A 22,971-nucleotide genomic window follows, 5' to 3' on the forward strand; every position below is an offset into this window, starting at 1 on the left:
TCATGAAGATCCGCATCCATTACGCCTTCCTCCCGCACACCGACGCCGAGGCAGCCCTCGGCTTCTATCGCGACGCCCTCGGCTTCGAGGTGCGCAACGACGTCGGGTACGACGGCCTGCGCTGGCTCACGGTCGGCCCGGCCGGCCAGCCCGAGACCTCGATCGTGCTCCATCCGCCGGCCACCGACCCCGGCATCACCGACGCGGAGCGGCAGACCATCCTGGAGCTCATCGCGAAGGGCAGCTACGGCGCGCTGACTCTGGCGAGCGACGACCTGGACGCCCTGTTCGACCGGCTGGTCGCTGTCGGCGCCGATGTCGTCCAGGAGCCGATGGACCAGCCCTACGGCGTCCGCGACTGCGCCTTCCGCGATCCCGCCGGCAACCTGCTCCGTATCAATCAGGCCGCCTGACGGCCCCACCACCACGAAGGACGCCGCATGACCGCTGCCGAGCACCCCGCGGACACCCACGACCTCATCCGCGTCCAGGGCGCGCGAGAGAACAACCTCAAGGACGTGAGCGTCGACATCCCGAAGCGACGTCTGACGGTCTTCACCGGAGTCTCCGGGTCGGGGAAGAGCTCTCTCGTCTTCGACACGATCGCCGCCGAGTCGCGTCGGATGATCGACGAGACGTACAGCGCGTTCGTGCAGGGGTTCATGCCGTCTGTGCCGCGGCCCGACGTCGACGTGCTGGAAGGGCTCACCACGGCGATCATCGTGGACCAGGAGCGTCTCGGCGCGAACCCGCGGTCGACCGTCGGCACCGTGACGGATGCCAACGCCATGCTCCGCATCCTGTTCAGCAAGCTGGGCCAGCCCTACATCGGCGGCCCGACGGCGTTCTCCTTCAACATCCCGACGCAGAAGGCCAGCGGCGTCATGACCGGGCCGGGTGGCGAGAAGAAGATCGTGAAGGACGCGATCTACCTCGGCGGCATGTGCCCGCGCTGCGAGGGCAGGGGAGTGGTGTCCGACCTCGACCTGTCGCAGATCGTCGATGAGTCGAAGTCCCTCGACGAGGGCGCGATCATGGTGCCCGGGTACACCGCCGACGGCTGGATGGTGAAGGGGTTCTCGCAGTCCGGGTTCTATCCGGGGGACAAGCCCATCTCGTCGTTCACAGAAAAGCAGCGTCACCTCTTCCTCTACGGAGAGGTCACGAAGGTCAAGATCTCCGGCATCAACATGACCTACGAGGGCCTGATCCCGAAGATCACGAAGTCCATGCTCTCGAAGGACCTCGACGCGCTCCAGCCGCACATCCGCGCGTTCGTCGAGCGCGTTGCCACCTTCGCGGTGTGCCCGGAGTGCGACGGCACCCGGCTCACCGAGGGCGCACGGTCGTCGAAGATCGACGGCGTGAGCATCGCCGACGCGTGCCGCATGCAGGTGACGGATCTCGCCACGTGGGTCCGCGGCCTGGATCTCCCGGGAGCCGGGCCGCTGCTCCAGGCGCTGAGTGCCAACCTCGACGCCTTCGTGACCCTCGGCCTGGGGTATCTGAGCCTGGATCGACCGTCGGGCACGCTGTCCGGGGGAGAGGCGCAGCGGATCAAGATGCTGCGCCATCTCGGCTCCTCGTTGACTGACGTCACGTATGTCTTCGACGAGCCGACGATCGGGCTGCACCCGCACGACATCGAGCGGATGAACGGCCTGCTGCTCCGCCTTCGCGACAAGGGGAACACGGTGCTCGTCGTCGAGCACAAGCCGGAGACCATCATGATCGGCGACCATGTCGTGGATCTGGGTCCGGGTGCCGGAAGCGCCGGGGGAGAGGTCTGCTATCAGGGGAGCGTCGAGGGTCTCACGGCCAGTGGAACGCTGACGGGGCAGCACCTCAACGACCGTGCACAGCTCAAGGACGCCGTGCGTGACCGCACCGGCGCGATCGAGGTGCGCGGCGCATCCACGAACAACCTCCAGAACGTGGACGTCGACGTCCCGACCGGCGTCCTGACCGTCGTCACCGGTGTCGCCGGCTCAGGTAAGAGCTCGCTCATCCACGGTTCGGTGACCGGACGCGAGGGCGTGGTGGCGATCGACCAGTCCGCCATCAAGGGCTCACGTCGCAGCAACCCCGCGACCTACACGGGGCTGCTCGAGCCCATCCGCAAGGCCTTCGCGAAGACGAACGGCGTGAAGCCCGCCCTGTTCAGCGCGAACTCCGAGGGCGCCTGTCCTACGTGCAAGGGTGCCGGTGTCATCATCACCGAGCTCGGGTTCATGGACACGATCGAGACACCCTGTGAGGACTGCGGTGGTAAGCGCTTCCAGGCGGCGGTGCTGGAGTACAAGCTCGGCGGGAAGGACATCACCGAGGTGCTCGACCTTCCGGTGTCTGAAGCCCGTGTGTTCTTCAGCGAGGGTGACGCGAAGCTCCCGGCTGCGGCCGCCATCCTCGGACGCCTGGAAGACGTGGGGCTCGGCTACCTGTCGCTCGGACAGCCGTTGTCGACTCTGTCGGGCGGAGAGCGCCAGCGCATCAAGCTCGCGATCCAGATGGGTGAGAAGGGCGACGTCTACGTGCTGGACGAGCCGACGACGGGTCTGCATCTCGCCGACGTCGACACGATCCTCGGTCTGCTGGATCGACTTGTCGATGCTGGCAAGACGGTGGTCGTGATCGAGCATCATCAGGCCGTCATGGCACACGCCGACTGGATCATCGACGTCGGACCGGGAGCCGGCCATGACGGCGGTCGCATCGTGTTCGAGGGAACGCCCGCCGAGCTCGTCGCAGACGGGTCGACGCTGACGGGCGAACATCTCGCGGCGTACGTCAACGCATGACCGAGGGCCACGGTGGCGACTTTCCCGCCCTCTCTCGTCCCGCAGATCCCTGGTACGGATTATCCGATAATGCACATTATGTCAGCTTGAGAACAGAACGCTACCGCGACCATCTCCCCGTCATCCCTCGAACGCCCACCCCATGATCGCCTGCTGCACGCTCTTCAGGTGACGTTTGAACTCGTAGCCCACGAACGCGGGATGGTTGGCGGCAGCGACCGAAACCTCACGCCCGCGGACGAACGGCGGGCACGGCGCGAAACGAACACCGTCAGGGGCGCTGTCCAGGAGATCCGCAGTGATCCGATAGGGCGCCATGGCCGCACTGTGCTCCCCCGGCCCATCTGTGATGATCACGTCGGCCTCCTGCACGGCATCGCTGAGATCCTCCTTCCACGGCAGCGCGGGTGTGCGGACCTTCTCCGGGCAGGCCTGCACGACATCGATTCCGAACGCCCGATGGGCTTCCTCCCAGGCTCGAGCGATGTTGCCGTCTGGTCCCACTACGAGGACTCGGAGTGAGCGGACATCCGTCTCGCGCGAGAGCGCGAAGAGATCGGACAGCACCTCGCAGGGGTGGTTCGCGTCGGTCATCGCGTTGACCACCGGGAGAATCCCAGGGGCAGCCAGCTCACGAAGCACTTGGAGATCGGCATGCCGGACGACGAGGAGTTCGACCCACGCTGACAGGTATCCGACGATGTCAACCGCGTCCTCGACGGTGTCGAGCGCCTCCGGAGGGAAGACGATCGGCTGCAAACCCATCTCCGCAGCGCCGCGTTCGAACGAGACACGCGTCCGCAGGCTCGAGGAAGGGAAGAACAGCGCGGCCGCGCCGTCCCTCCTCGCTAGGGTTCCCGCTTCGATCCGCGCGGCGCGCGCGAAGATCTCCCTCAGATCGTCCCAGGTGAGTTCGGTCAATGAGAGAAGGTGGCGCACTCCCCTGTTGTCGCGGACGGCTCCAGCCTCATGACGTCGTGAAGATCTCTTGCGCCCGCGCAACGATGTCTTCCACTCGCGCTTGGAGGAACGGGCCGGGACACTCCGTTCCCGACCACGTCTCCTGGTGGGTGATGACGTGTACTCCGGGGCTCCGGTGAAATCGAGCGTCTCCACCGCCACGGACCGCCAGTTCCAGTCCGCGCCGGTGGACGACGGCTTCGCTCCCGGGCGGATGGTCTCGATGACCGAGCCGTCGTGCCGAAGATCGAAGGTGGGAGCCGATGATCTCCTGTTGCAGCGGGAGAAGAAGTCCAACTGATCCGTTGTCGTGCCGGTGTGGTGGATGATGAAGCGGTCGATGACCGGACTCACGGTTCGACGTTCGCTGCCCGCGATGCCCCGGTCTGCGCGAACCGTGGGGTGGGCGCAGTCGTCGAAACCGAGCGGTACCTCGAGACCTGTGACCGCGCGGTCGTAGACCGGCTCGTACTCGGACAGTCCTCGGGGGTTGTCGGGGCGTCCGGTGACGTCTGCCTCTCCCCCGGAGCTCGTGGAGAGCCAGATGCCGACGCCGGTCACCGCGACGCCGGTTCCGGCAGCGATGAGGAATCCCCGCCGCGTGTGCGTCGGGACGTGCTCATCGGCGTCCCGTGCTCCCGGGCCCTCCGGATGCTGACCCTCCCTGCCCGTGCTCACGCGGCCTGGTCGTCGTCTCGGGGTGCGCGGAACCCACCCCGCCGGCGTCGCCGTGGCCAGACGAAATGCGCGACCGAGAAGGCGAGGACCGACCACGAGATGACGAACACCCACCACGCGAGTGCCGCTCCCCCGCTAACGCTCGCCAGCACGACCGACACGATGCAGGCGCCGAGTCCGACGACGACCCCGACGACGGTGAGCTCGCCGTGGGCGAGCCACCGCGCGCGCAGCGCCGAGACGAGGCGAAGGGGCAGACCGATCACCAGCGCGGTGACGATCGACACGACGGATAGCACGACGGCGATGATGCTCGCCCCGGTGAAGGACGTCACCCCGTCGTACTCTTCCGCAACTCCGAGCGCGAGGAAGAAAGCCACGATGAACAGGAAGAAGCCACCGACGAAGAACTGGCCAAGGATGAGCGAGGCGGTCGAATCGTCGGCTCCCCGAAAGCCCCCGCGTTTCCGCAGGTCTGCCGGGATGCGGCGAGGGGAGGTCATGTCGCGATCCTACGAGATGGGATGCGCGCGTCGGTCACAATGATCGGCGGAACGTGATCATCGGCTCGCCCCCGAGCGGATGATCCGCCGGGCCCGAAGTGGCCCGAAACCCGAGGGCCTCGTACAGGCGGACGGCTGGGTTCCCTCGACGCACGGCCAACTCCATCGCCGACCGCCCTCGTCGCCGGGAAGAGTCGATGGCATCGGTCAACAACGCCCGCCCGATCCCCTGCCCGGTCTTCCCCGGTGCGACCGCGATTCGCTCCAGTACCGCCGTCATCGGCTCGCCGACTTTCCCGACAGTCACCGCGAACCCCGAAAAGGGATGGTCGACGATGGCGAACCTGATGAGCGGACGACCGAAGACGCCACGTGTCCTTTCGCCGACCGCGTGGCTGTCGACTTCTCCGTCTCGTGCGAGGAGAGCACGGACCCACAGTTGGACACATCGGTCCACATCGTCAGGGAGCGTGCCGCTCACGATGACCCCGTCCGGCACCGCCGCCACCCTCCCCTCGGCGCGGGAACTCTGGCTGAGCGTCCTGACGGTCAGGATGTTTCGACCGTGGACGGAGGACGGGCGTTCCCGTCCGGATTCGACGAAGCCGAGCTTCTCGAGCACGCGCCGGGACGGGAGGTTCCATTCCCAGACGCCGGCCCAGACGCGGCCGATTCCCACCCCAGCTGCCCATGCCACGACAGCCTGGGCAGCTTCGGTGGCATGCCCCCGATTGTGCTCGGCACGGAGCAGCTCGAACGCGAGCTCCGGCTCATCGCCCACGCCGTCACCGCCGTAGACGAGACCGCAGTACCCGATCGGATCCCCGGTGTCGGTCCGTTCCACGGTGAGCAGCGACGACTTCTCGGCATCGCGGATCTGCGCTCGGATGTCGTCCACGTCGGGGCGACCGTCCGGGTCGAGCCGCCGGTGCGCGGGGACTCGTTCGTCACGTTCGGTCCACAGGTGCCGGAACACGGTAGCGTCCTCGATCGCCTGCCTGCGCAGGCGGAGGCGCGACGTCTCCATCTCCGGGATGCGGGGCGGGTGGCTCATCCTCGCAGTCTGGCACTCATCCGCCCCGCGCTGTGTTCTGCAGCGCCTAGTGGGAGGACCAGACGCCGAGCTCGTTGCCGCTCGGGTCGGCGAAGTGAAGGCGCCGGCCACCGGGGAACGCATACGGCTCCTGCAGGATCCGGCCGCCTGCGTCCTGGATCGTCTCCCTCGTCGCATCGAGATCGTCGGAGTAGAGCAGCACGAGCGGACCGCCGACGGGTCGCGGTGCGTCCGCGAGCAGGAGCCCGCCGACCTCGCTCCCGTCTCCGCGGGGCGAGAGGATGCCTGCATAGCCAGGGCCGTAGTCCTGGAAGCTCCACCCGAAGGCGGTGGCGAAGAAGCGTTTCGCCACGTCGAGATCCGTGACGACGAGCTCGACATAGTCGAGGGCGTGGTGCTGCGAGGAGGCTGTCATGCGGGCACTCTAGCCACGGCGTCGGACATCGCCGGTCAGGAGTAGCGTGGAAGGGTGCCTCAGGTCTCCCACTCGCCCGTCTCCACGCCGGGGTGGCGGGCCTGGGCGATCTGGTCCGTCGGCGTCGCGGCCTACGTGCTCGCCATCACCAACCGCACATCTCTGGGCGCGGTCGGTGTCGAGGCCGCCGACCGCTTCCAGGCGGACGCCTCCACGCTCGCGCTGTTCGCGGTCGTGCAGCTCGCCGTCTACGGGGGGATGCAGATCCCGGTGGGAGTCCTCCTCGATCGCTTCGGATCCCGTCCGATCATCACGGCGGGGATGCTGCTCATGGCGGCCGGACAGCTCACCATGGCCCTGTCCCCCAGCATCGGCATCGCGATCGTCGCGCGTGTCCTCCTCGGAGCCGGTGACGCCGCGGTCTTCCCCGCCGTGCTGCGACTCGTCGCCACGTGGTTCCCCGCGCAGCGCGGCCCCGTCATGGTCCAGTTCACCGGGATCATCGGGCAGGCCGGACAGCTGATCGCGCTGGTGCCGGTCGCCGCCCTGCTGCACGCCACCACCTGGTCGATCACGTTCGGCAGCATCGCCGGTCTCGGCCTGCTCTTCACGATCCTCGTGTGGCTCATCGTGCGCAACAACCCCGCGGAGAGCGGTCCCGACGTGTCGGTGAACACGGACACCGGAGTCGTGCGTGTCGTGACGTCGGCGATCGACACGGGCGTCGGCATCCGGGCGGCCTGGGCGCATCCCGGCACACGGCTCGCGTTCTGGTCGCACTTCACCACCCCGTTCGCCGGCACGGTGTTCGTGCTGCTGTGGGGCATGCCGTTCCTCACGGCCGGCGAGGGCCTGACCACCGCCCACGCGGCGGGGATCATCTCGATCTACGTGGTCGCGGGCATGATCCTCGGCCCGATCATCGGCGATCTCTCCCGCCGCCTGCCGAACCACCGCTCCCTCGCCCTCGTCCTCCCCGCCGTCGGTGTGCAGATGGCCGCGTGGATCGCGGTAATCGCCCTCCCCGGCCCCGCCCCGGACTGGCTGCTCTGGGTCCTCGCGATCGCTCTGGCGACCGGGGGCCCCGCGTCGATGATCGCCTTCGACCACGCGCGCACGCACAATCCCGTGCATCGCCTCAGCACGGCCACCGGCGTGACGAACGCGGGCGGCTTCATCGCGGCCCTGATCGCCGTGTTCGTGATCGGTCTCCTCCTCGACGCCCAGGGCGCCGGCACCCCGGACACCTACACGCTCGGCGCGTTCCGTGTCGCGTTCCTCACTCTGATCCCGCTCTGGGTCCTCGGAGTCGTGTTCATCCTGATCGAACGCAAGCGGACGCGGATCCGCATGGGGCTGGATCCCGAGCGGCGTCGCTGAGCGCCCATAGGATGAGGCTTGGCCTCCGCTCCCCCGTCGACCGCCGCCCTCCCGCGCGCCCGAGACGGCCGCACGAGGCCGCCGTTGACGGCGGGACTGCTCGCCGGACTGATCCTCGGCGCACTGTGGATCGTCTCCGGCGCCATCGCCCGACTGACCGGTTCCGACATCGTGCTGACGCGGTTGCTGAGCTTCGCCGGTATCGGATCGCTGCAGAGTCATGCCTGGCTGCTCCCCGGTGCGTGGGGCGTCCTCGTGCTAACGGTGACGGCCGCCGTCCTGTGCAGCGTCGTCTGGGTCGCGGGACGGGGTGCGCAGGGCGTCGGCCGGGCACCCGCGGTCGTCGAGTCCGCGCCGGACACCGCCTACTGGGGATTCGCCTGGGGCTGGATCCCCGCCTGGGCGTTCTCGCGCAGGGCCGGTGAGGAATCTGCGCGGCGGTGGTCCCCGCGCCTTCTCGGCGTCACCGTCGCGAGCGTGGTCGCTCTCGTCGTCGTCGGGAGCCTTCGTCGATCCGGCGGCCGTGGGCGATCCGGTACCGGAGCGGGCCCCGGGGGCCTCGACTCCCCAACTCCCCGCGGACGCCTGCACTCCCGACCGGGCCACGCTGCTACTCGGAACGGCCGACGGGGCCACGGGGCACCGTGCCCAGAGCATCCGTCTGATGAACATCAGCGAGGAGCCGTGCGTGGTCGAGGGGTATCCCGACATCGCCTTCGCCGACCAGAACGGGCATGCGCTCGACGTCGAGGTGCGACCCGGTTCGTCCTTCCTGGCCACCGACCCCGGCTCCGCGCCCGTCACCGTGCTGCCCCAGGGCGAGGCGACCGCGGTGATCGGATGGGACGCGAATGCCACGGACGGCGCTCTCGTGGCGCGTGCGTTGCACGCCTCGCTGCTCCCCGGGTACGACCGCGGTTCGTGGCCGGTCGAACTCGACATCGTGTCGGGCTCCGAGGTCGCGATCACCGCCTGGCACCTCGGCGCCGCACCCGCCGCGCCGTGACGGCACTCCGCGCCGTCAGCGCAGCAGGTGCTGGACCGTCTCCACGATCAACTCGACGCTGACGCGCTCCGGCACCTCCGCGTCGCCCGCCTCGAACTCGGCGAGCTCCACGCCGCGGACGTCCGCGGCCGGGATCGCGGCGAACAGCGCGGCCACCTGGTGCGGCAGCAGACCGTCGCCGACCCGATAGGCCGCGGGGATGTAGCCGGGCTCCAGGACGTCCCAGTCGACATGGATCCACACCGGTCGCCCGGCGATGAGAGCGCTCAGTCGCTCCGGCGTGCTCTCCGCGGGGCTGAGGACGGTCACTCCCGCGCCGGCGAGGAGCTCTCCCTCGGCGGGGTCGATGTCGCGGCCGCCGACGACGATGACCTGCCGCGGGTCGATGCCCGCCCCGTGGCCGCTGTCCCACAGCCCGCAGGCGGCGGCGAGGACCATGCCGCCGAGGTAGCCGGAGTCGGTGGTGTCCGGCGTGTTGAAGTCGCCATGCGCATCGATCCAGAGCACCACCGCGTCGGGGTGGTGCTCGGCGACGCTCGGCAGCGTTCCGAGGCTCGCCGCACACGTGTTCGTCACGAGGAGCGGCGTCGTCTCCCCCATGATCGCCTCCTGCACCGCGGCACGGAGGCCCGTGAGCGTGTCCGAGGCCTCGGGCAGCGCGACCGACCAGTCGTCGAGCCGACCGGGCTCCGGAGTGCCGACCACGACGGGCTCCCGCCGGAGGAGCGAGGACAGGGCGTCGGCGACGCGGCGCGCCCCGACGAGGGCTCCGTCCGTGCGGTCGGCGACGCGACCCTGGTTGAGGATGAGCGCGAAGGGCCTGGTCATCCGCTCAGTCTCCCACCCGGCACAGATCACGGCCAAAACCGCCGCACCCGGCCTGCACTAACGCCGGCGCGGCGTCCATCCCGACGGGAGCCCTCCGTCGACGAAGGCGCGGTCCCTGTCCGCTGCTGCCGACCAGCCCTGCGCCTCCTCCTCGGTGTCGAAGGCGCCGCGGGCCACGCGGAAGCCGACGTCCTCGTGGTGCATGCGCGGCGCTCCCCCACGGCGGACCGAGGCGCGGACGCTCCAGGCGTCGTCGGCGAACCCGCCGCCCCGGAAGACCCGGTAGTCGTCGTACCGCGCGGGGTCGAGGAGGTCCCAGCACCATTCCCACACGTTCCCGAGCGTGTCGAAGAGCCCGTGCAGGTTCGGGAGCTTCCCGCCCACGTCCTGCGGCGTGCCGACTCCGTCGGCAGCCGTCCAGGCGGCCTCCGCCAGCGGCGCGTAATGCGGCCCGGTGGAACCGGCGCGGCAGGCGTACTCCCACTCGGCCTCGGTCGGCAGGCGGTAGCCGTCCGCTGTAGTGTCCCAGGCCACATCCTCACCCTCGAAGTGGTAGACGGGATCGAGCCCCTCCCACTCCGAGGCGGCGTTGCAGAAGTGGATGGCCCGCAGCCAGCTCACGTCGGCGACCGGGCGACGAGGATGCCGTGACGGGGTGCCCAGGACCTCGGTGACCTGTTCTTCGGTCACCGGGAAGACACCGAGGGCGAAGGGTTCGAGTTCCACGGTGCGGCGCGTGCGTCGCCGGGCGTCGTGCAGCGTCACCGTGCCGGCGGCGAGACGGACGAGCTCGATATCGCTCATGCGCGGGGTACGGCGACGCTCACGCCGGAGTCCGTTCGACCCAGGTGGGGTACTTCGCTGCGCGGCCGTCTCCCGACGAGGTCCTCGTCACGCGTCGACGCACCCAGGGCCCGACGAACTCCCGGTAGTAGGCCAAACCCGCGGGGCCGGCGGTCCAGCGATCGAGCGGCGCCCACCAGGCTGCCGGCGGCTCGAAGCCGAGTCCGTGCAGCACGCGGGCCGCGACGCGATGGTGTCCGGCCGCGTTCATGTGAAGCCGGTCCTCCGACCAGTACGCGGGCTTCGAGAGCTCCGTGTCCGGCCAGTTGAGGGCGCGGATCACGTCGGGGCGGTCCTCGATCCGCCGCAGGACCGCCTCGGAGAGCAGGTCGCCCCGGCGCTGCACGAGGGAGCCCATCGGAAGCTGCCCGCTGGGGTTGGCGCCGGAGAGCAGGATCATCGTCACCCCCTCTTCGTCGCACCGTCGCAGGACCCGGCTGAACGCATCGGCGATGTGCTCCACGTCGGTCCGCGGCCGCAGCATGTCGTTGCCGCCACCGTTGAACGACAGGTGCGTGGGACGCAGGGCCAGCGCTGGTTCGAGCTGCTCCTCGACGATCGGCCAGGCCAGCTTCCCCCGGATCGCCAGGTTCGCGTACTGGATGGTGTGCCCCGCGGCATCCGCCCACCCCTGCGCGGCGATGTCGGCCCAGCCGCGCTCGCGCCCATCGGGGAGCACATCGCCCACGCCTTCGGTGAAGGAGTCGCCTATCGCGACGAAACGTACATCAGCCACGCGCCCAGCCTATTCCCGGTCCCGGACGTCACCGGTCGTCCAGCGCCGCTCCGCTCCGGTCGACGAGTCCCCACGCGGCGGCCGCCGCGACGAGGAAGCAGGCCGCGAACACGACGAACAGCAGAGGAGCGCCGCCGGCGACGAGGAGGACAGGAACGGCGAGGGGCGCCACGATGGAGGCGATGCGTCCGACCCCCGCGGCCCAGCCCGCCCCGGTGCCGCGCAGCGAGGTCGGGTAGATCTCAGGCGTCACCGCGTACAGCGCGCCCCACGCGCCGAGGGTGAAGAACGACAGGGCCATGCCGGCGCCGATGATCATCGGCACGGTCGTGGCGGTGCCGAAGACGACGGCCGAGGCGGTCGCCCCCAGGAGGAAGACCGACAGCGTGATGCGTCGTCCCCACACCTCGATGAGCCAGGCCGCCACGGCGTAGCCCGGGAGCTGCGCGAGCGTGATGATGAGGGTGAAGCCGAACGAACGGACGAGGTCGAATCCGGCGTCGACGAGGATGCTGGGGATCCAGATGAAGGCCCCGTAGTAGGCGAAGTTCACAGCCAGCCACACGAGCCAGAGGCAGGCCGTCCGCACCCGGAACTCCGCGTTCCAGAGGGTCGTGAGCCGGGCCCGCGCCGTCTTCGCGATCGCCCGCGACGCCGGCTCCTTCCGAAGAGGCGGGGTGTACTCGACCCCCGCATCGGCTTCGAACGCCGCCACGATGCGATCGGCTTCCGCGATGCGTCCGCGGGACGCCAGCCAGCGCGGCGACTCGGGCAGACCCCACCGCACGACGAGCGCGTAGACCGCGGGGATCGCGCCGAGTGCGAAGGCCCACCGCCAGCCTGCCTCGGAGGCGGGGATGACGAAGTACCCGATGAGCGCGGAGGCGGTCCAGCCGACGGCCCAGAACGCTTCCAGGATGACGATCAGCCGTCCCCGGATGCGCGCGGGGGCGAACTCGCTCACGTAGGTCGAGGCGACCGGCAGCTCCGCCCCGAGCCCGAGGCCGACGAAGAAACGCAGCACGAGCAGGGCCGCCACTGACCCGACCAGAGCACTCGCTCCGGTGGCCACGCCGTAGATGAGCAGCGTGAGGGCGAACACCTGCCGGCGGCCGAAGCGGTCAGCGAGAAGACCGCCGAGGGTCGCACCGACCGCCATGCCGACGAAGCCGAGCGAGGCGATCCAGCCGGCCTCCCCCTTGGAGATGCCCCACTGCTGTGTGAGCGCCGCGATGATGAAGGAGATGAGCCCCACGTCCATCGCGTCCAGGGCCCAGCCCACGCCGGACCCGGTGAGCAGGCGCAGGTGTCGGCGGGTGAACGGAAGGACGTCGAGGCGCTCGGCGAGCGACGTGCGGCTCGGCAGGGCGGTATCGGCCATGATTCTCATCGTAGGGCCGTCCCGTCCCGCCGAGCCGCGAGATGACGCCGGCTCAGTCGCGGTCGGCGAGGAGCTTCCGCACCCGAGGGATCACCTCGGTGCCGTACAGCTCGATGCTGCGCATCATCGACTCGTGCGAGAGGGTGCCCGTCGCGTACTTGAGGTCGAAGCGGCCGAGCCCGAGGGTCGTGATCGTGTCGGCGATCTTCGCCGCCACACGCTCGGGCGAGCCGGCATAGAGGGAGCCCTCGGGACCGATGTCGTTCTGGAACCGCGCACGGCTGTAGGGCGGCCAGCCGCGCTCACGACCGATGGTGTTGTTCATCGCCTCGAAGCCCGGGTAGGCCTCGTCCCATGCCTCCGCGTCGGTGGGCGCGATGTGACCGGGCGAGTGCACGGCCACCGGGTGCGCCGTCGTCCCGAAGGAGGCGACCGAGCGGTGGTACAGGTCGACGAACGGCTTGAACCGCCCGGCCGGGCCGCCGATGATCGCCAGCATCAGGCCGAGACCGTGACGCGCGACACGCACGACGGACTCAGGACTCCCGCCGACGCCGACCCACGTGCGCAGACCCTTCTCGGTCTTCGGGAACACGTCCGCGTTGTCGAGCGACGGCCGCAGCGACCCAGACCACGTCACGGGCTCCTCCTTGAGGAGCTCGACGAACAGCTCCAGCTTCTCCTCGAAGAGCCGGTCGTAATCGCGCAGGTCGTAGCCGAACAGCGGGAAGGACTCGATGAACGAACCGCGCCCGAGCACGACCTCCGCCCGCCCTCCGGACAGGGCGTCGAGGGTCGAGAAACGCTCGAACACGCGCACCGGGTCGTCCGAGGACAGGACGGTCACGGCGGTGCCCAGCCGGATCCGCTCGGTACGGGCGGCGATCGCCGCGAGCACCATCTCCGGTGAGGACACCGCGAACTCGCGCCGATGGTGCTCCCCCACGCCGAAGAAGTCCACGCCGACGGTATCGGCCAGCTCCGCCTGGGCGACGACGTTCCGGATGGTCTGCGCGCCGCTGAGCAGCTCGCCGTCCTGATCCCGGGTGATGTCGCCGAACGTGTCCAGCCCGAATTCGATGTCCATGTCACACCTTCCTATTCAGGTGAATGGAACGCGCGGACTCGAGCCGGCATTCCCGTCACCGAGGGAGCAGCGCGCTCCGCAGCGTGTCCAGTCCGACGCCGCCCAGATCGAGGGCGCGCTTGTGGAAGCCCTTGAAGCTGAACGCGTCGCCCTCCGCCTGCTGGACGGCGTCGCGGACCTGCTCCCAGATGCGCTGACCGACCTTGTACGACGGCGCCTGACCCGGCCAGCCGAGGTACCGGTTGACCTCGAACTGCACGAACTGGTCCGACATGTTGACGTTGCGACGGAGGAAGTCGAGCGCGTAGTCGGCATCCCAGACGCCGTCACCGTCGAGACGGGGCTTGCCGAGGTGCACGCCGATGTCGAGGACCACGCGCGCCGCCCGCATCCGCTGCCCGTCCAGCATGCCGAGGCGATCCGCCGGGTCGTCCAGGTAACCGAGCTGCTCCATCAGTCGCTCCGCATACAGCGCCCAGCCCTCCGCGTGGCCGGAGGTGCCGGCGAGCAGCCGTCGCCACGAGTTGAGCTCGGCGCGGTTGTACACGGCCTGGGCGATCTGCAGGTGATGCCCCGGCACACCCTCGTGGTACACGGTGGTGAGCTCGCGCCACGTGTCGAACTCGGTGACGCCCTCGGGGACCGACCACCACATGCGGCCGGGGCGCGAGAAGTCGTCGGTGGGGCCGGTGTAGTAGATCCCGCCCTCCTGCGTCGGCGCGATCATGCACTCCAGGGTGCGGATGGCCTCCGGGATGTCGAAGTGCGAGGCGCCGAGCTCGGCGACCGCGCGGTCGCTGGTCTCCTGCATCCACCGCTGAAGCGCCTCGGTGCCGACGAGCTTGCGGGCGGGGTCGGACTCCAGATGCGCGACGGCCTCTTCGACGGAGGCGCCGGGGAGGATCTCGTTCGCGATCGCCGTCTGCTCGGCCACCATGCGGGCGAGCTCTTCGCGACCCCACTCGTAGGTCTCGTCGAGGTCGATGGTGGCGCCGAGGAATCGACGGGAGTTGAGGGCGTAAAGGTCGCGCCCCACGGCGTCCGTCTCACCGGCCTCGGGCGCGAGCTCCTCGGCAAGGAAGCGCCGCAGCTCCCCGTACGCGACCCGCGCAGCCGCGGAGTTGTCCGCCAGGGTGCGGGCGAGCGAGGCGGGAAGCTGGCCTTCCTCGGGATCGGCGTGCGCGACGAACGCCGCGAAGAAGCCGTCGTCGGCGATGTAGCGGTCGATCTGCGTCGCGACCTCCGCGACCTGGCGTCGTGCGGGCGTCACGCCCTCGGCGATGCCCAGGCGCAGCGTCTCGACGTATCCGCGCAGCGCCGCGGGAACCGCGGAGAGCCGGGTGGAGATGACCTCCCAGTCCTCGACCGTCGCGGTGGGCATCAGGTCGAAGGCGGAGCGGACGTCCTGCGCGGCGGAGGCGATGACGTTCAGGTCGCGCAGGTGCCACTTCGCGTCGTGCAGCTCGAGGTCGAGGCGCAGCTCCGCACTGAGGTCGGTCTTGGTGACCTCGTCGATCGCGTCGACGGGCTCCAGCGCCGAGAGCTTGTCGAGCGTGGCCCGCGTCGCCGCGGCGATCTCCTCATGACCTTCCGGGCTCAGATCGCCGAACCGGTCGTTGACCTCGGAGCGGCCGATGTAGGTGCCGAGAGTCGGCGCCAGAACGGCGATCGTGTAGACCCATTCATCGGCGACCTTGTCGATGGCGGAGGGGGTGCGGGGTGCTGAAGTCATACCTTCCAGCCTAATCCCCGCCCCCGGCGGCCACCGGGATCAGTGCGCGGCTTCGTTCCAGTCCCGACCGCGGCCCACCTGCACGTCGAGCGGCACGGAGAGCTGAGCGGCATCCCCCATCCGCGTGCGGACGATCTGCTCCACCGCATCCCACTCCCCTGCCGCGACCTCGACGACGAGTTCGTCGTGGATCTGCAGCAGCACCCGCGACTCCAGCTTCGCGGCGTGGAGGTCGTCGTGGATGTGGAACAGCGCGATCTTCATGATGTCGGCCGCGCTCCCCTGGATCGGGGCGTTCAGCGCCGCACGCTCGGCGTTCTCCCGCAGCACACGGTTGGGGCTCGCGAGGTCGGGGAACGGCCGCCGACGCCCGAAGATCGTCTCGGTGTAGCCGACCTCCTTCGCCTTCATCACCGAGGCCCGCAGGTAGTCGCGGACCGCGCCGAACCGCGCGAAGTACTCCACCATGAGCTGCTTGGCCTCGGACTGCTCAATGCGCAGCTGCTTGGACAGCCCGAACGCGGAGAGGCCGTAGACGAGGCCGTACGACATCGCCTTCACCTTGGTGCGCATCGCCGGCGTGACCTCGGAGGGATCGACCCCGAACACGCGGGCGCCGACGAAGCGGTGCAGGTCTTCACCGCTGTTGAAGGCCTCGATCAGTCCCTCGTCGCCCGAGAGGTGCGCCATGATGCGCATCTCGATCTGCGAGTAGTCGGCGGTGAGCAGGGTCTCGTACCCCTCGCCGACCTCGAAGGCGCTGCGGATGCGCCGCGACTCCTCGGTGCGGACCGGGATGTTCTGGAGGTTCGGGTCGGTGCTCGACAGGCGCCCGGTCTGACTGCCGGTCTGCACATAGGTCGTGTGCACCCGGTGGTCTTCGCGGATCGCGGTGTCGAGGGACTCGATGATCTGCCGCAGCTTCGTCGCCTCACGGTGCTGCAGCAGCAGGCTCAGGAACGGGTGCGGGTGCGACTCCTGGAGGTCGGCGAGCACTGCGGCATCTGTCGAGTACCCGGTCTTCGTCTTGCGCGTCTTCGGAAGCTGCAGGTCTTCGAACAGCACCTCCTGGAGCTGTTTCGGGGACCCGAGATTGAACTCGCGACCGACGACCGCGAACGCCTCCTGGGCCAGGGCATCCGCCCGCGTCGCGAGCTCCGCCGAGAACGTCGACAGCACCTCGTGCGACACGGCGACGCCCGCGAGCTCCATGTCGGCGAGCGTGCGGAGCGTCGGCAGCTCGATGTCGCGGAGCACCGCATCCACCGGCTCCGGCAGATCGTTCCGCAGCGCCTCGGCCACGCGCAGGATGAACCACGCCTCCTGCGATGGGGTGGCGCCCTCGGTCTCCGGCACGAGTTGCGACGGATCGGCCTCGGGGAGCTTCTCCCCCAGGTAGCGCTGGACGAGGTCGGACAGCGTCTTGTCGGGGAAGCTGGGGCGCAGCAGCCAGCCCGCGAGACTCGTGTCGTAGGCGAGCCCGCCCAGACGGATGCCCTGACGGAGCAGCGCCTTCACCTGCGGCTTGGCATCGTGCAGCACCTTCGGCGCGTCGGACTCCAGCCACGGGCGCAGCGCCGCGGCCGCCTCCTCCGACCAGTCGAGCTCGCGCAGCTCGCTTCCGGTGGCGACACCGACGCGCGCCGGTGCCCCGGACTGCACCACGACCCGGAGCGCGACGTGTCCGGCCTGAGCCGCGGCCCAGGTGGCCAGATCGGCGGCGGACACCTGTGCCGGCGCGGGCATCTCGACGACGGAGGCCGGGTCGTCGGCAACCTCGCCCGCACCGACGGCTTCGAAGACCCGCGGCAGCAGCGTCCGGAACTCCAGCCGGGCGAAGATGTCGCGGACGGCCTCGGCGTCGATCGGGGCGACCGCGAGGTCGGCCGGTGCGACCGGCAGCTCCACGTCGGTGAGCAGGCGGTTGAGCTTGCGGTTGCGGCGGACGTCCTCGATGTGGTCGCGGAGGTTGCCGCCGACCACGCCCTTGATCTCACCGGCACGCTCGAGCAGCTCGTCGAGGGAGCCGAACTGCGTGAGCCACTTGACGGCCGTCTTCTCCCCCACCTTCGGCACGCCGGGGAGGTTGTCGCTGGTCTCACCCACGAGGGCGGCGATGTCGGGGTACTGCTCGGGACGGACGCCGTAGCGCTCCTGCACGGTCGCCGGGTCATAGCGCTTGAGCTGCGAGACACCCTGCACGGACGGATACAGCAGCGTGACGTCGTCGGTGACGAGCTGGATGGTGTCGCGGTCTCCCGAGACCACGAGCACGTCGTAGCCCTGGGCCGCCCCCTGCGTGGAGAGGGTGGCGAGGATGTCGTCGGCCTCGATGCCCTCCTGCGTCAGCACGGGGATCGACATGGCGGCGAGGCAGTCCTGCAGCAGCGGGATCTGGCCCTTGAACTCCTGCGGCGTCTCGGACCGGGTGGCCTTGTACTCCGGGTACTCGTCGGTGCGGAACGAGTGACGGGAGGTGTCGAACGCGATCGCGAGGTGCGTGGGCTGCTCGGCCTTGATCAGGTTGACCAGCATGGACAGGAACCCGTAGATGGCGTTCGTGTGCTGGTTGTCCTTGGTGGTGAAGTTGTCGACCGGGAGGGCGAAGAAGGCCCGGTAGGCGAGCGAGTGGCCGTCGACGACCATGAGGGTAGGCTTTGCGGAGTCCGTCACCCTGTCAGCCTAACGAGGAGCACGGACACCCGCAGAGGAGGATGCATGAGCGAGGTCGCCACCAGCGAAGGACTCGAGTGGGCGGCCGCCCGCCGCATGGGTGCGCTGGCCGAGAAGATGGGCATGGAGTTCGTCGAGTTCGGCGTCGATCGGTGCGTGGCGACGATGCCGGTGGAGGGCAACACCCAGCCGGTCGGTCTCATGCACGGCGGCGCCTACGTCGTGCTCGGCGAATCGCTCGGCTCGATGGCGGCCAACCTGCACGCGGGCGCCGGCCGCCTCGCTGTCGGCGTCGACATCAACGCCACACACACCCGGTCAGCCACCTCGGGCGTGGTCACCGGAGTCTGCACGCCCGTGCACCTGGGCCGGAGCATCACGGTGCACGAGATCGTCGTGACCGACGATCAGGGCCGGCGCTGCTCGACGATCCGCATCACCAACATGATCAAGGACGCTCCCGCCGCGGGCTGAGCGGCTCCTCCAGCAGCAGCTGGAACAGGATGTGGTCCTGCCACTCCCCCGCGATCCGCAGGTACTTCGGGGCGATGCCGATGCGCTCGAAGCCGGTGGCGGCGAGGACCCGCTGCGAGGCGACGTTGTGCAGCAGCGTCGACGCCTGGAGGCGGTGCAGCCGCAGCTCGTCCCGCGCGTGCTCCGCCACGAGGGCGACCGCGCGCCCGGCGAGCCCGCGGCGCAGTCGGGTGGAATCGATCCAGTACCCGAGATCGGCGCTCCAGAACGCACCGCGCACGATGGTGTTGAGGTTGACCCGGCCGCGGATCTCGCCGTCGTCCGAGAGGATCACGAACCGGGAACTCCGGCCGAGGGCGGCTTCCGCGACGCACTGCTGCGCGTTCTGCTCCTGCCAGTCCTCGGTGAAGAACGCCTCGGAGCGCTCCGGCTCCCACGGGGCGAGGTGCTCTCTGTTCGCGAGGTACGCGCGCGCGAGCGCCGCACCGTCGCCGGCGCGGACCGGCCGCAGAACGTGCTCTGCGTCCAGCCGGAGCACCGGATGCCCTACTTCTTGGGAGCGAGCTGTTCGATGATCGCCTTGGCGACGTCCTGCATCGTCAGGCGACGGTCCATCGACGCCTTCTGGATCCAGCGGAACGCCTCGGGCTCGCTCAGGCCCATCTTCTCGTTGAGCAGGCCCTTGGCCCGATCGACGAGCTTGCGGGTCTCGAAGCGCTCGACCATGTCGGCGACCTCGGCCTCGAGGGTGATGATTTGCTCGTGGCGGGCCAGGGCGATCTCGATCGCGGGGAGGAGGTCGTTCGGGGTGAAGGGCTTCACGACGTAGGCCAGGGCTCCGGCCTCGCTCGCCCGCTCCACGAGCTCCTTCTGGCTGAACGCGGTCAGCAGCACGACGGGGGCGATGTTGCCCTTGTGGAGCTTCTCGGCAGCGCTGATGCCGTCGAGCTGGGGCATCTTCACGTCCATGATGACGAGGTCGGGACGCAGCTCGGTGGCGAGTGCCACCGCCGTCTCGCCGTCGCCGGCCTCGCCGACGACATCGAAGCCGTTGTCGCGGAGGATCTCGACGATGTCGAGACGGATCAGCGATTCGTCTTCGGCGACGACGACGCGTCGGGGTGCGGATGCCGTGGGCTGCTCAGCCTGTTCTTGCTCGGTCACCCCTCCATCCTAACGGAGAGGCCCCCGCCGCCGGCTGAAGACGGCGGGCGCGCGGGGAACCGTCCGTCGTCTGCGCTACAGTCGAAGTCGCGAGACACGGGCCGGCGTGGCGGAATGGCAGACGCGGAGCACTCAAAATGCTTTGTCCGAGAGGGCGTGTGGGTTCGAGTCCCACCGCCGGCACCAGTATCGCGAGCCCCTCGCCCCGTCACTCGGTGAGGGCGGCGAGTTCGGCCATCACGCGGGGGTGGGCGAGGATGCGGAAGTGTCCGCCCGTCTCCAGGACGACGTTCTTGGCACCGGGCAGCTCGCTCCCCTCCGGGATGTGCGGATCGAACGCGGCGTAGATCGAGACGATGCGCGCGTTCACGTCGAGCTCCCGCCCCAGCGCGACGATCGAGGGGTCGTCAGGCGCGAACGCCCGCAGCACCCGACCGGGCAGGAGCCGCGCATATCGGGAGCCGCCGAACGGCGTCGCGATGGCGAGCATGCCGCGGATCCGCGCACCCTCCGGGCCGGTCATCACCAGCTTCCCGGCGAGACCGCCCTTGCTGTGGGCGACGAGGAACACGCCGGAGAGGTCGTGCGCGCGCAGGTAGTCGGCCACCTGATCGGCCTCATCCTGCACCGGGAACTGGTTGCGGCGCAGCGCATCCACGACATGGACCGGATGACCCCTCTCGTGCAGCGCGACGATGAGCGGCTCCAGGAAGCGCCAGGTCTCGTAGACACCGGCGAGCACCACGATGGGGGCGCGGTCTCCGGTGGCGAAGTCGTCCGCCTGGTCACGGCCGAAGAACGAGCGGACCTGCCAGAACCCCGCGTAGGCGTAGTCCGCAGCCCACCAGCCCAGGATCCTCAGGACGCTGATCGTGCCCTCCCCCGTCGGATGGGTGCGGCCGGCACCGCCGTCGGCCATGCTCCCGTCGTGTGGGCCAGGATCGCGGACGCCACCGCCCGGGGCGCGGACTGCTGCGCGACATGATGATGACCGGGGATCTCCACCAATCGCGAGACGGCCGCCGCGTCGCGCAGCCGCCGGCACCACGCGCGTCCGGCGATCGGATCGTCGCTCCCCCGGACGACGAGCACCGGCATGGTCAGAGCCGCAACCCTCTCCTCCAGGGGATACGCGAGCATGTGCCGGACCTGACCGAGATACCACCGCACGCCGCAGCGCAGATAGTCGGTGAAGACGACGGCGTTGATCGCAGGGGTCTCACCGAACGTATCGAGGGCCAGTGCCTGGGCCTGGGCGCGGAGAGTCCGGTGGGCGTCATCGGCGACGGGACCGATCGTCACGACGGTCCGGACGTACTCGGGATGCCGCAGCGCCGTGTCCACGGCCCACTGCACGCCCATCGAGTGCCCGACGAGCACGACCCTGTCGTCGTCGAGGCTCGCCACCACCTGAGCCAGGCCCGCCGCCATCTGCGGGATGGAGACGTCGAACCGGGGCTTCGGCAGGCCGCCGAAGCCCGGCAGGTCGACGGAGACCACCCGGGTCGTATCGGCGAGCACGGCGTGCAGCCGCGACAGGTACCGGTGCGACATCCCGATCCCGTGCACGAGGACCACGGTCGGAGCGGTGCTGCCGGCGGGCCGCGGACTCTCCAGGATGCGGAACGTCAGCCCGGAGGTGACGAGGAGACGACGGAGGACCATGGCAGCACGCTAACCGAGACCGCCGCCCCGGCCGAGAGGCTTGACGCCCCGGCCCGGAGATGACAGAGAGGGGCGAGACCGAAGCCCCACCCCTCTCGGAACGCCCTGCGTCAGACGCCGGCCTTGTAGATCGGCGCGGCGCCACGGAGCGCATCGCCGACCTTGTGCACGCGCAGGTCGTTCGTGGATCCGATGATCCCGGGAGGGGAACCGGAGATGACGACGACCTTGTCCCCCTCGACGGCGAGGCCGTTCCCGAGGAGGTACTCGTCGACCTGGTGGTACATGAGGTCGGTGTGCTGCACCATGTCAACGAGCGTGGAGCGCAGGCCCCAGGTGAGCGCCATCCGACGACGGATGCCCGGCTCCGGCGTGAAGGCCAGCATCGGGATGCGGGAGCGCAGGCGGGACAGACGGCGCGCCGAGTCGCCCGACTGCGTGAAGACGCACAGGAACTTGGCGTCCACGAACTCCGCGACCTCGAGGGCCGCGAGCGTGATGGCCCCACCCTGCGTGCGCGGCTTCGTGGTGAGCGGCAGGATGCGCTCCAGACCGTGCTCCTCCGTCGACTCGATGATCCGGGCCATCGTCTCGACGACGACGACCGGGTAGTCGCCCACGCTGGTCTCGCCGGAGAGCATGACCGCGTCGGCACCGTCGAGGACGGCGTTGGCGACGTCGGAGGTCTCGGCGCGGGTCGGCACCGGGCTGTTGATCATCGACTCGAGCATCTGCGTCGCCACGATCACGGGCTTGGCGTTGCGACGGGCCAGCTCGACGGCGCGCTTCTGCACGATCGGGACGGCTTCGAGCGGCAGCTCCACGCCGAGGTCGCCACGGGCGACCATGATGCCGTCGAACGCGTCGACGATCTCTTCGAGCGCGTCGACGGCCTGCGGCTTCTCGATCTTGGCGATGACCGGGACGCGGACGCCCTCCTCCGCCATGATCTCGTGCACGCGGGTCACGTCCGAGGCGTTGCGCACGAACGACAGCGCGATGAGGTCGGCACCGGTCCGGAGGCCCCAGCGGAGGTCCTCCTCGTCCTTCTCGCTGAGCGCGGGGACGTTGACGGCGACGCCGGGCAGGTTGATGCCCTTGTTGTTCGAGACGGCGCCGGCGACGACGACACGCGTGGTGACCGTCACGCCGTCGGTCTCGACGACCTCGACGCGCACCTTGCCGTCGTCGATCAGCAGGAAGTCGCCGGGCTTGACGTCCTGAGGAAGCCCCTTGAACGTCGTGCCGCAGATCTCCTTGTTGCCGATGATGTCCTCGGTGGTGATCTTGAAGATGTCGCCCTTGGCGAGCTCGTACGGGCCGTCCTCGAAGCGGCCCAGACGGATCTTCGGACCCTGGAGGTCCACGAGGATGGCGACGGCACGACCGGAGTCCTCCGCCGCACGGCGCACGTTCGCGTAGTTGTTCTCGTGCACGGAGTAGTCACCGTGGCTGAGGTTCAGTCGGGCGACGTCCACACCCGCATCGATCAGTGCGCGCACCGTCTCATACGTGGAAGTGGCGGGGCCCAGGGTGGCGACGATTTTCGCGCGTCTCAACATGTCTCCAGGGTAGAAGTGGGGGATTACAAACA

General features: G+C 69.4%; 22 protein-coding genes and 1 tRNA gene. 7 read left to right on the forward strand and 16 right to left on the reverse strand.

Annotated elements, in window-relative coordinates:
• Nucleotides 1-2 precede the first annotated feature (2 nt).
• Together B2W79_RS11445 and B2W79_RS11450 are read left to right on the forward strand one after the other, a co-directional pair.
• A complete protein-coding gene (locus B2W79_RS11445; RefSeq protein ID WP_071328768.1) occupies nucleotides 3-413 on the forward strand; it encodes a VOC family protein in 411 nt (136 codons plus the stop codon).
• Nucleotides 414-440: 27 nt separating this feature from the next.
• Nucleotides 441-2,798, forward strand: a complete 2,358-nt coding sequence (locus B2W79_RS11450; RefSeq protein WP_292789618.1) for an excinuclease ABC subunit UvrA — start codon at nucleotides 441-443, stop codon at nucleotides 2,796-2,798.
• 120 nt (nucleotides 2,799-2,918) lie between these two features.
• Here the strand turns inward: B2W79_RS11450 and B2W79_RS11455 are convergent, their stop codons facing one another.
• Nucleotides 2,919-3,737, reverse strand: coding sequence for an ornithine carbamoyltransferase (locus B2W79_RS11455; RefSeq protein ID WP_292789810.1), 819 nt, complete (start codon nucleotides 3,735-3,737; stop codon nucleotides 2,919-2,921).
• A 127-nt stretch (nucleotides 3,738-3,864) separates the two neighbouring features.
• On the opposite strand from B2W79_RS11455, the gene B2W79_RS11460 reads away from it, so the two are divergent.
• Nucleotides 3,865-4,059 (forward strand): hypothetical protein, encoded by a 195-nt coding sequence (locus B2W79_RS11460; RefSeq protein ID WP_292789620.1) that lies wholly within the window; start codon nucleotides 3,865-3,867, stop codon nucleotides 4,057-4,059.
• A gap of 373 nt (nucleotides 4,060-4,432) precedes the next feature.
• Here the strand turns inward: B2W79_RS11460 and B2W79_RS11465 are convergent, their stop codons facing one another.
• Genes B2W79_RS11465 through B2W79_RS11475 form a run of 3 tightly spaced genes read right to left on the reverse strand, consistent with a single transcriptional unit; the run spans nucleotide 4,433 to nucleotide 6,408 of the window.
• Nucleotides 4,433-4,939, reverse strand: coding sequence for a hypothetical protein (locus B2W79_RS11465; protein WP_071328600.1), 507 nt, complete (start codon nucleotides 4,937-4,939; stop codon nucleotides 4,433-4,435).
• A gap of 34 nt (nucleotides 4,940-4,973) precedes the next feature.
• A complete protein-coding gene (locus B2W79_RS11470) occupies nucleotides 4,974-5,993 on the reverse strand; it encodes a GNAT family N-acetyltransferase (RefSeq protein ID WP_143049262.1) in 1,020 nt (339 codons plus the stop codon).
• A gap of 46 nt (nucleotides 5,994-6,039) precedes the next feature.
• Nucleotides 6,040-6,408, reverse strand: coding sequence for a VOC family protein (locus B2W79_RS11475; protein WP_292789626.1), 369 nt, complete (start codon nucleotides 6,406-6,408; stop codon nucleotides 6,040-6,042).
• A 54-nt stretch (nucleotides 6,409-6,462) separates the two neighbouring features.
• Here B2W79_RS11475 and B2W79_RS11480 point away from each other — a divergent pair, with 54 nt between their 5' ends.
• Together B2W79_RS11480 and B2W79_RS11485 are read left to right on the forward strand one after the other, a co-directional pair.
• On the forward strand, nucleotides 6,463-7,788 hold the full coding sequence (locus B2W79_RS11480) for an MFS transporter (RefSeq protein WP_071328602.1): 1,326 nt from the start codon (nucleotides 6,463-6,465) through the stop codon (nucleotides 7,786-7,788).
• 523 nt (nucleotides 7,789-8,311) lie between these two features.
• Nucleotides 8,312-8,794 carry a DUF4232 domain-containing protein gene (locus tag B2W79_RS11485; protein WP_292789812.1) on the forward strand — a complete coding sequence of 161 codons (483 nt, stop codon included), beginning with the start codon at nucleotides 8,312-8,314 and terminating at the stop codon, nucleotides 8,792-8,794.
• A 15-nt stretch (nucleotides 8,795-8,809) separates the two neighbouring features.
• Here B2W79_RS11485 and B2W79_RS11490 read toward each other — a convergent pair whose 3' ends face one another.
• From B2W79_RS11490 to polA, 7 genes are read right to left on the reverse strand one after another with little or no spacing between them, the layout of a single operon-like run.
• Nucleotides 8,810-9,622, reverse strand: a complete 813-nt coding sequence (locus B2W79_RS11490; protein ID WP_292789629.1) for an arginase family protein — start codon at nucleotides 9,620-9,622, stop codon at nucleotides 8,810-8,812.
• Between the two features lie 57 nt (nucleotides 9,623-9,679).
• Nucleotides 9,680-10,426 carry a formylglycine-generating enzyme family protein gene (locus B2W79_RS11495; RefSeq protein WP_292789631.1) on the reverse strand — a complete coding sequence of 249 codons (747 nt, stop codon included), beginning with the start codon at nucleotides 10,424-10,426 and terminating at the stop codon, nucleotides 9,680-9,682.
• A gap of 19 nt (nucleotides 10,427-10,445) precedes the next feature.
• Nucleotides 10,446-11,201 (reverse strand): SGNH/GDSL hydrolase family protein, encoded by a 756-nt coding sequence (locus tag B2W79_RS11500; RefSeq protein ID WP_292789633.1) that lies wholly within the window; start codon nucleotides 11,199-11,201, stop codon nucleotides 10,446-10,448.
• Between the two features lie 28 nt (nucleotides 11,202-11,229).
• On the reverse strand, nucleotides 11,230-12,582 hold the full coding sequence (locus B2W79_RS11505) for an MFS transporter (RefSeq protein WP_071328607.1): 1,353 nt from the start codon (nucleotides 12,580-12,582) through the stop codon (nucleotides 11,230-11,232).
• Nucleotides 12,583-12,634: 52 nt separating this feature from the next.
• Nucleotides 12,635-13,669: an LLM class flavin-dependent oxidoreductase gene (locus tag B2W79_RS11510; protein ID WP_062634549.1), complete on the reverse strand. Its 1,035-nt coding sequence runs from the start codon at nucleotides 13,667-13,669 to the stop codon at nucleotides 12,635-12,637.
• Nucleotides 13,670-13,724: 55 nt separating this feature from the next.
• Entirely contained in the window at nucleotides 13,725-15,401 is a 1,677-nt protein-coding gene (locus B2W79_RS11515) for a DUF885 domain-containing protein (protein ID WP_292789636.1), read from the reverse strand.
• 39 nt (nucleotides 15,402-15,440) lie between these two features.
• Nucleotides 15,441-18,074, reverse strand: a complete 2,634-nt coding sequence (gene polA / locus B2W79_RS11520) for a DNA polymerase I (protein WP_292789638.1) — start codon at nucleotides 18,072-18,074, stop codon at nucleotides 15,441-15,443.
• Nucleotides 18,075-18,119: 45 nt separating this feature from the next.
• Between polA and B2W79_RS11525 the strand changes: the two genes are divergently transcribed.
• Entirely contained in the window at nucleotides 18,120-18,548 is a 429-nt protein-coding gene (locus B2W79_RS11525; RefSeq protein WP_292789640.1) for a hotdog fold thioesterase, read from the forward strand.
• On the opposite strand, the gene B2W79_RS11530 is transcribed toward B2W79_RS11525, so the two are convergent.
• Together B2W79_RS11530 and B2W79_RS11535 are read right to left on the reverse strand one after the other, a co-directional pair.
• Nucleotides 18,523-19,086, reverse strand: coding sequence for a GNAT family N-acetyltransferase (locus B2W79_RS11530; protein WP_085607522.1), 564 nt, complete (start codon nucleotides 19,084-19,086; stop codon nucleotides 18,523-18,525). The two genes, B2W79_RS11525 and B2W79_RS11530, sit on opposite strands and share 26 nt — an antisense overlap.
• 8 nt (nucleotides 19,087-19,094) lie before the next feature.
• The gene (locus tag B2W79_RS11535; protein WP_025103469.1) at nucleotides 19,095-19,712 is read right to left on the reverse strand and encodes an ANTAR domain-containing response regulator; all 618 of its coding nucleotides are present in this window, start codon (nucleotides 19,710-19,712) and stop codon (nucleotides 19,095-19,097) included.
• 100 nt (nucleotides 19,713-19,812) lie between these two features.
• Between B2W79_RS11535 and B2W79_RS11540 the strand changes: the two genes are divergently transcribed.
• Nucleotides 19,813-19,898, forward strand: a tRNA-Leu gene (locus B2W79_RS11540).
• 22 nt (nucleotides 19,899-19,920) lie between these two features.
• On the opposite strand, the gene B2W79_RS11545 is transcribed toward B2W79_RS11540, so the two are convergent.
• The 3 genes from B2W79_RS11545 to pyk form a co-directional block, all read right to left on the reverse strand.
• Nucleotides 19,921-20,631, reverse strand: coding sequence for an esterase/lipase family protein (locus B2W79_RS11545; protein ID WP_292789648.1), 711 nt, complete (start codon nucleotides 20,629-20,631; stop codon nucleotides 19,921-19,923).
• Nucleotides 20,571-21,377 (reverse strand): alpha/beta fold hydrolase, encoded by an 807-nt coding sequence (locus B2W79_RS11550; protein WP_292789650.1) that lies wholly within the window; start codon nucleotides 21,375-21,377, stop codon nucleotides 20,571-20,573. Before B2W79_RS11550 ends, B2W79_RS11545 begins: the two co-directional genes overlap by 61 nt.
• Nucleotides 21,378-21,487: 110 nt before the next feature.
• Nucleotides 21,488-22,936: a pyruvate kinase gene (gene pyk, locus B2W79_RS11555; protein ID WP_025103472.1), complete on the reverse strand. Its 1,449-nt coding sequence runs from the start codon at nucleotides 22,934-22,936 to the stop codon at nucleotides 21,488-21,490.
• Nucleotides 22,937-22,971: the final 35 nt, after the last annotated feature.

The sequence above is a fragment of the Microbacterium sp. UBA7513 genome, from assembly GCF_002478345.1.
In the GTDB taxonomy this organism is placed as follows: domain Bacteria; phylum Actinomycetota; class Actinomycetes; order Actinomycetales; family Microbacteriaceae; genus Microbacterium.